At 64.9% G+C, this 6,556-nt stretch carries 4 protein-coding genes; 3 read left to right on the top strand and 1 reads right to left on the bottom strand.

Annotated features, from left to right (window positions below; translation table 11 throughout):
- Positions 1-207: 207 nt before the first annotated feature.
- A complete protein-coding gene (locus NE609_RS16540; protein ID WP_101548864.1) occupies positions 208-441 on the bottom strand; it encodes an HPr family phosphocarrier protein in 234 nt (77 codons plus the stop codon).
- 203 nt (positions 442-644) lie between these two features.
- Between NE609_RS16540 and mtaB the strand changes: the two genes are divergently transcribed.
- The 3 genes from mtaB to NE609_RS16525 are packed head-to-tail and all read left to right on the top strand — an operon-like array spanning position 645 to position 6,272.
- Complete coding sequence (gene mtaB / locus NE609_RS16535; protein WP_256153148.1) at positions 645-1,976, top strand: tRNA (N(6)-L-threonylcarbamoyladenosine(37)-C(2))-methylthiotransferase MtaB; 1,332 nt, start codon at positions 645-647, stop codon at positions 1,974-1,976.
- Positions 1,973-2,542: a hypothetical protein gene (locus tag NE609_RS16530; RefSeq protein ID WP_256153147.1), complete on the top strand. Its 570-nt coding sequence runs from the start codon at positions 1,973-1,975 to the stop codon at positions 2,540-2,542. Before mtaB ends, NE609_RS16530 begins: the two co-directional genes overlap by 4 nt.
- A 19-nt stretch (positions 2,543-2,561) precedes the next feature.
- Entirely contained in the window at positions 2,562-6,272 is a 3,711-nt protein-coding gene (locus NE609_RS16525; RefSeq protein WP_256153146.1) for a phosphoribosylformylglycinamidine synthase, read from the top strand.
- Positions 6,273-6,556: the final 284 nt, after the last annotated feature.

Below are 6,556 nucleotides of genomic sequence, written 5' to 3'. Positions count from 1 at the left end.
GACTTCTTGGGCGCGCAAGAAGTCGGCCCGCCTGCCGGGGCGGGACCCGGCAATCTCCGCCGCCGCAGGCGGCACATCTGGAGCGCCCCAAAGGGGCGCGAAAAAAGCCCCGCCGGGCGCAGCGCGGCAACTCCAAGGCTCCGCAGAGGACGGCAAACCAACAAAAAAAGGCGCACCCCAAAGGGTGCGCCTTTTGCATTCGCAGTCCTATGCTTCCACAATGAAGCCCTTGACTTCCTTCAAAAACTCCGGGCAGTTGTCGGCGTAGATCTCCATCTTGATCGGCTTGGCGAGATCGAGGGAAAAGATTCCCATGATGGATTTCGCGTCGACGGCATAGCGTCCGGACACAAGGTCCACGTCGAAATCATATTTCGAAACGGTATTCACGAAGTTTTTCACGTCATTGATGGTGTCAAGTTTGATGACTACAGATTTCATGTCGATGTCCTCCTTCTTCTTGACATATTACTAATTTATGTTTTTACTACATTCTCACTATATCAGCGGGGTTTCTTTAAGTCAACTGCTAATTGTAATTGTTCCGAAAATTCATTATAATATGTGTATCATTGGAAAAAACGCCTTCGGATACTGTGCAACTTGCACATGAAAATTATTCCTGTTTTGGACGGAGTGTATAAATGAAAGCCGCTTTTTATACCCTTGGCTGCAAAGTGAACCAGTATGAAGCGCAGATTCTCGAGCAGCTTTTTTCCGCCGCGGGCTATGAGATCGTCCCCCATACGGAGCCTGCCGACGTCTATGTGATCAACTCCTGCACCGTCACCGCGACGGGCGACCAGAAGACCCGCCGGATGCTGCGCCATCTGAAGTCGCAGAACCCGGACGCGGTCGTCGCGCTGACCGGCTGCTATCCCCAGGCCTTCCCCGACGCCGCCGACCGTCTGCCCGAGGCGGACGTCGTCACTGGCGCGCGCGGCCGGGAACGGCTCGCCGCGCTTGTGGAGCGGGCCCGCGCCACCGGGGAGCGGATCGTCGACATCCGCCCGCACGAGCGGGGAGAGTCCTTCGAGCCGATGCGCGCCGAGCAGTTTTCCGAACGCACCCGCGCGTTCGTCAAGATCGAGGACGGGTGCGAGCGCTACTGCGCCTACTGCATCATCCCCACCGCGCGCGGGCCGGTCCGGTCCAAAAAGCCGGACGAGCTGCGCGCCGAGCTCGAGGGGCTCGCGAAGGCGGGCTACCGGGAGGCGGTGCTCGTGGGCATCAACCTCTCCTGCTACGGAAAGGACCTCGGCCTGCGGCTGATCGACGCGGTCGAGCTCGCCTGCTCGGTCGAGGGGATCGAGCGGGTGCGGCTGGGCTCCCTCGAGCCCGAGCTGCTCACCGACGGGGACATCGAGCGGATGTCCCGCCAGCCGAAGCTCTGCCCCCAGTTCCACCTCTCCCTCCAGAGCGGCTGTGACGCGACTCTCAAACGCATGAACCGCCATTACGACGCCGCCGAATATGCTCGCATCGCCGGGAGCCTGCGGCGGCATTTCGACAACTGTGCCGTCACGACCGACATTATGGTCGGCTTCCCCGGCGAGGACGAGGCGGAGTTCGCGCAGTCGCTCGCCTTCGCGGAGGAGATCGCGCTCGCCAAGGCGCACGTCTTCGCCTACTCCCGCCGGCCCGGCACCCGCGCCGCGGACATGCCCGGTCAGGTGCCCCGCGCCGTCAAGGAGGCCCGCTCGGCCCGGATGATCGAGACCACCCTGCGCACCCGCGCCGCCTTCCTCGCCGCGCAGGTGGGGAGCAGGCAGCCCGTCCTCTTCGAGAGCCGGACCGCGGACGGGATGCAGGAGGGCTACACCCCCAACTACACCCCCGTACGGGTGCGCGCGGACGAGCCGCTCGCCGGGAGCATCCGGGAGGTGCGGATTGTTTCCGCGCACGGGGACTGGTGCGAAGGGGAGCTCCCGTCCCAACCATCCACCGCTGTCAATCAGAAAGAAGGCGCCCTATGAACGATACCCTCAAACGCTTTGAAAGCTGCCTCACCGGGGACTTCGACAACTCCGCGCAGATCGCCGCCCAGCAGGCGGCCGGGAAGGTCACCCACCCCGCCGCGCGGCACGTCAGCCGCAACGTCAACGGCAGGGTCGACCACCTGCCCGCGGACCCCGGCGGCTTTTTCGTGCTGGAGGAGAGCTATTACACCCGGGACGGCCGGACCAACGCGATGCCGCACCTGTTTTTCTTCTCCTCCGACGCGCCCGGGCGCGTCAAACTCGACTCCTACGACCTGCCGAAGGACCTTCCCCGCGCGGAGCTTGTCAACGACAACCCCGCCCTGCGCTTTGACTACCGCGGGCTTTCCCGTTCGGGGACGTTCACTCCCCTTGTCTATCAGGAGGATGAGCGGGGCGTTTTTTACGGACGGTGCGTCAGCCGGTTTTCCGCCGACACCACCCTCACGCTGGAGGAGTGGATCGGCCCCGAGGTCCTGCTTGTCACAGAGATTCTGGAGAAGGCGGGCCGCGTCCTGGTGGGCGTGCCTTCCCCCATTGAATACCGCCGTATTACAAAATAAACGATCTGGAGGAGCACCAATGAGCGTTTACCGAATCTACGTGGAGAAAAAACCGGAGTTTGCCGTGGAGGCGGCCGGAGTCCTCAGCGACCTGCGCACCGTACTGATGCTCGACTGCGTCAAGGGCGTGCGCATCCTCAACCGCTACGACGTTGAAGGGATCGACCGGGCCGACTTCGACGCCGCGCGCGGCACGATCTTTTCCGAGCCGCAGGTCGACGTGACCTACGACGAGCTCCCCCCCGCCGCGCCGGGCGAAGAGGTCTTCGCGGTCGAGTACCTGCCCGGCCAGTTCGACCAGCGCGCCGATTCCTGCGCCCAGTGCATCTCCCTCGCCACCTCCAAGGAACAGCCGATCGTGCGTTCCGCGCGGGTGTACATCCTCTCGGGCGACATCCCGGCGGACGCGCTCGACGCGGTCAAGAACTATCTTGTCAACCCGGTGGAAAGCCGCCTCGCGTCGCTCGAGCTGCCCGAAACGCTCGATGTCAAATACGACATCCCCACGACGGTGGAAACGCTCGACGGCTTCACCGCGCTCGACGCGGCGGGGCTGGCGGACTTCGTCTCCCGCTACGGGCTCGCGATGGACACCGACGACATCGCCTTCTGCCAGGACTACTTTAAAAATACCGAGCGCCGCGACCCGACCATCACCGAGATCCGCATGATCGACACCTACTGGTCGGACCACTGCCGCCACACGACCTTCCTCACCAACCTGAAAAACGTGAAGGTCGAGACCCCCTACATCAAAAAGAGCTTTGAAAAATACCTCGCCCTGCGGGACAAGCTCTATGCCGGGAAAGAGAAGCCGATGACGCTGATGGACCTCGCGGTGATCGGCGCGAAGGCGCTCAAGGCGGAGGGGAAGCTCCCCGACCTCGACGAGAGCGAGGAGATCAACGCCTGCTCGGTGAAAATCAAGGTGGATGTGGACGGCGAGGAGCAGGACTGGCTGCTCATGTTTAAAAACGAGACGCACAACCACCCCACCGAGATCGAGCCGTTCGGTGGCGCGGCCACCTGCCTGGGCGGCGCGATCCGCGACCCGCTCTCGGGGCGCAGCTACGTCTATCAGGCGATGCGCGTGACGGGCGCGGCCGACCCGACGGTTCCCCTCTCCGAGACGATGAAGGGCAAGCTCCCCCAGCGCAAGATCACGACGACGGCCGCGGCGGGCTACTCCTCCTACGGCAACCAGATCGGGCTCGCGACCGGGCATGTGGCGGAGGTCTACCACCCCGGCTACGCGGCCAAGCGGATGGAGATCGGCGCCGTGGTAGGCGCGACGCCCGCCGACCACGTGGTGCGCGACTGTCCCGATCCGGGCGACATCGTCATCCTGCTCGGCGGGCGTACCGGCCGGGACGGCTGCGGCGGCGCGACCGGCTCTTCCAAGAGCCACACCCTCTCCTCGCTCGAGAGCTGCGGCGCGGAGGTGCAGAAGGGCAACCCGCCCATCGAGCGCAAGCTCCAGCGCCTTTTCCGCGACGGGGAGGTGACCCGCATGATCCGCCGCTGCAACGACTTCGGCGCGGGCGGCGTGTCGGTGGCGATCGGCGAATTGGCCGACGGCCTGCGCATCAACCTCGACGCGGTCCCCAAGAAGTACGACGGCCTCGACGGCACCGAGCTGGCGATCTCCGAATCGCAGGAGCGCATGGCCGTCGTCGTCGCTCCGGAAAACGTCGGGAAATTCATCGACTGCGCACATGCGGAAAACCTCGAGGCGACCGTCGTCGCCGAGGTGACCGCCGAACCCCGTCTCGTGATGGAGTGGAACGGGCGGCGGATCGTCGACCTCTCCCGCGCGTTCCTCAACTCCAACGGCGCGGTCAAATACACCGACGTGGAGATCACCGCCCCGCGCGAGTTCGAGCGGCTGCGTTCCACCGCCCCGATGAAGGAAAAGTGGACCGCGATGATGGAAAACCTCAACGTCTGCTCCCAGAAGGGGCTGGTCGAGCGGTTCGACTCGACGATCGGCGCGGGCACCGTGCTGCTGCCCTTCGGCGGCGAGCGCCAGCTTACCCCCGCACAGGCGATGGCCGCGAAAATCCCCGTCCTCCACGGCGAGACGACGACCGCCTCGCTGATGGGCTGGGGCTTCAATCCCGACCGCTCGGCCGCCAGCCCCTACCACGGCGCGGTGTGCGCGGTGGTCGAGTCGGTCGCCAAGGTGGTCGCCGCGGGCGGCAGCCATCACAAATGCTGGCTCACCTTCCAGGAGTACTTCGAGCGTACCAAGAACGACCCCAAACGCTGGGGCAAGCCGATGGCCGCCCTGCTCGGCGCGCTCGAGGCCCAGCTCGGCCTCGGCATCGGCTCGATCGGCGGCAAGGACTCGATGTCCGGCACCTTTGAGGAGATCGACGTGCCGCCCACCCTCGTCTCCTTCGCCGTCTCGGTGGCCAAAACCGGGAACATCATCTCCCCCGAGTTCAAGGAGGCGGGCCACAAGGTCTACCTGATCGCGCCCGCCTACGACGAGAACCAGCTCCCCAAATTCGAGAGCGTCAAGGCGGTCTTCGACGAGGTGGAGCGGCTGGTCGCCGAAAAGAAGGCGGTCTCCGCCTGGGCGATTGGGTACGGCGGCGTCTGCGAGGGCGTCACCAAGATGTGCTTCGGCAACGGCCTCGGCTTTGACTTCTCCGCCACCTTCGACGACGCGGCCCTCTTCGAGCCGCTCTACGGCGGATTCCTCATCGAGGCGTCCGAGCCGATTGCCGGCCTGCCCTGCATCGGTTCCGTCTCCCCCGCCTATGCCATCCGCTACGGCTTCGACCTCATCCCGCTCGATGACATTCAGGATAGCTGGGAAGATAAATTACAGAAAGTATTCCCCTACCTCTCTCCGAGCAGCGACGGGCCCGTGCCCGCATACAACTATGAATCGAGGGGCAAACTTACCGCGTCGGTAAAAACCGCCCGCCCGCGGGTGCTCATCCCCGTCTTTCCCGGCACCAACTGCGAGTACGACACCGCACGCGCCTTTGAGCGCGCCGGCGCCGACGCGGAGGTCTTCGTTGTGCGCAACCTCTCCGCCGCCGACATCGCCGAAAGCGTCGCGGCCTTCACGGACGCGATCGCGCGGTCGCAGATCATCGCGCTGCCGGGCGGCTTCTCGGGCGGCGACGAGCCGGACGGCTCGGCCAAGTTCATCATCTCCTTCCTGCGCAACCCGCGCATCCGCGACGCGGTCCACGAGCTCCTCAAAAACCGCGACGGCCTCATGCTGGGCATCTGCAACGGCTTCCAGGCGCTCGTCAAGCTCGGGCTCGTCCCCTACGGCGAAATCCGCGACATGGACGAAAGCTGCGCGACCCTGACCTATAACTCGGTCGGCCGCCACCAGAGCATGCTGGTGCGCACCCGCGTCGCCTCCAACAAGTCCCCCTGGCTCGCCGACATGAAGCCGGGCGACATCCACACGATCGCAATCTCCCACGGAGAAGGCCGGTTCGTCGCGCCGCAGGCGCTCATCGACCGGCTTGCCGAAAACGGCCAGATCGCCACCCAGTACGTCGACCTCGACGGCAATCCGACCCGCAGCATCCGCTTCAACCCCAACAACTCCTACTGCGCCATCGAGGGCATCACCTCCCCCGACGGCCGCGTCTTCGGAAAGATGGGGCACACCGAGCGGTATGTCGACGGGCTCTATAAGAATGTCGGCGGCAACTGCTTCCAGGATCTTTTCGGCAATGCCGTGAGATACTTTCGGTGATTTTTTATTTGCCGCTCGTGAGCGGCGGGGCTTGCCGCCCATCGGGCGGCGTGGCTTGCCGGCTGCCCGCTGGCAGGGGGCCTTCTTAGGTTTGCCGCTCGGGGAGCGGCGGAGCTTGCCGGGTCCCGCCCCGGCGGGCGGCCCCCTTTCTTGTACGGACAAGAAAGGGGGGAAAGAAACCGCAGGGGGCTTGAAGCGGCCTGCCTGGGCTGCGCCCGGAGCGCGCTATGCGCGACGGCCGCTCGCGGGCGCTCCGCCCCGCGCCCCCGGCTTGAGTCCGCTAC

This window comes from Anaerotruncus sp. DFI.9.16, from assembly GCF_024461615.1.
In the GTDB taxonomy this organism is placed as follows: Bacteria; Bacillota; Clostridia; order Oscillospirales; family Ruminococcaceae; genus Anaerotruncus; species Anaerotruncus massiliensis.
The sequence above is the reverse complement of the archived record's forward strand: the minus strand, read 5'-3'. Positions and strand labels throughout refer to the sequence as shown.